The following is a 784-nucleotide window of genomic DNA, read 5'->3' as shown; positions in this document are numbered from 1 at the left end:
GGGGAGCCGGGTGGCGCTGCGGCTGGAGCGCTCGACGGAACTGGTGCTGGCGCAGCTGGCGGCGCTCAAGTGCGGCGCGGCCTATGTGCCGCTGGACGGCAACGCGCCGGCGGCGCGGCAGCAGGCGATGCTGGCGGACAGCGGCGCATCGTTGCTGCTGAGCCGGAGCGGACTGCCCGGACCGGAAGGCGAAGGCGCGCGGCGCGTCGACATGGACGCGCTGGAGCTGAGCGGCTGCGAGTGGGGCAGCTTGGGGGTGAAGACGCCCGGCGAGGCGGCGGCCTACGTGATGTACACCTCGGGCTCCACCGGCGAGCCCAAGGGCGTGGAAGTGGCGCACCGGGGGATCAGCCGGCTGGTGCGGAACAACGGCTACGCCGACTTCAATGAACATGACCGGGTGGCGTTCGCCGCCAATCCGGCATTCGACGCCAGCACGCTGGAAGTGTGGGCGCCGCTGTTGAACGGCGGCTGCGTGGTGGTGGTGGACCAGGCCACGCTGCTGGAGCCGCAGCGCTTCGCAGCCGCGCTGCAACAGCAGCGCGTCAGCGTGCTGTGGCTGACGGCAGGCCTGTTCAGCCAGTACGCCGATGCCTTGCAAGAAGCGTTTGGCGGCCTTCGCTACCTGATCGTCGGCGGCGATGCGGTGGATGCCGATGTGGTCGAGCGGGTCTTGCGCGCAGGCGGACCGGCGCATTTGCTCAATGGCTACGGCCCGACGGAAACCACCACTTTCGCCACCACGTTCCGGGTGACGCTGGCGGATCTGGGAGCGAACGGCATT

General features: G+C 70.0%; 1 protein-coding gene. It reads left to right on the top strand.

The window, feature by feature from the left end:
• A partial coding sequence (locus VL52_RS22965; RefSeq protein WP_144410395.1) for an AMP-binding protein occupies positions 1-784 on the top strand: 784 nt, incomplete at both ends.

This window comes from Chromobacterium vaccinii, assembly GCF_000971335.1.
GTDB lineage: Bacteria > Pseudomonadota > Gammaproteobacteria > Burkholderiales > Chromobacteriaceae > Chromobacterium > Chromobacterium vaccinii.
Note: the sequence above shows the minus strand (reverse complement) of the source record. Positions and strands in the feature narration are given on the sequence as shown.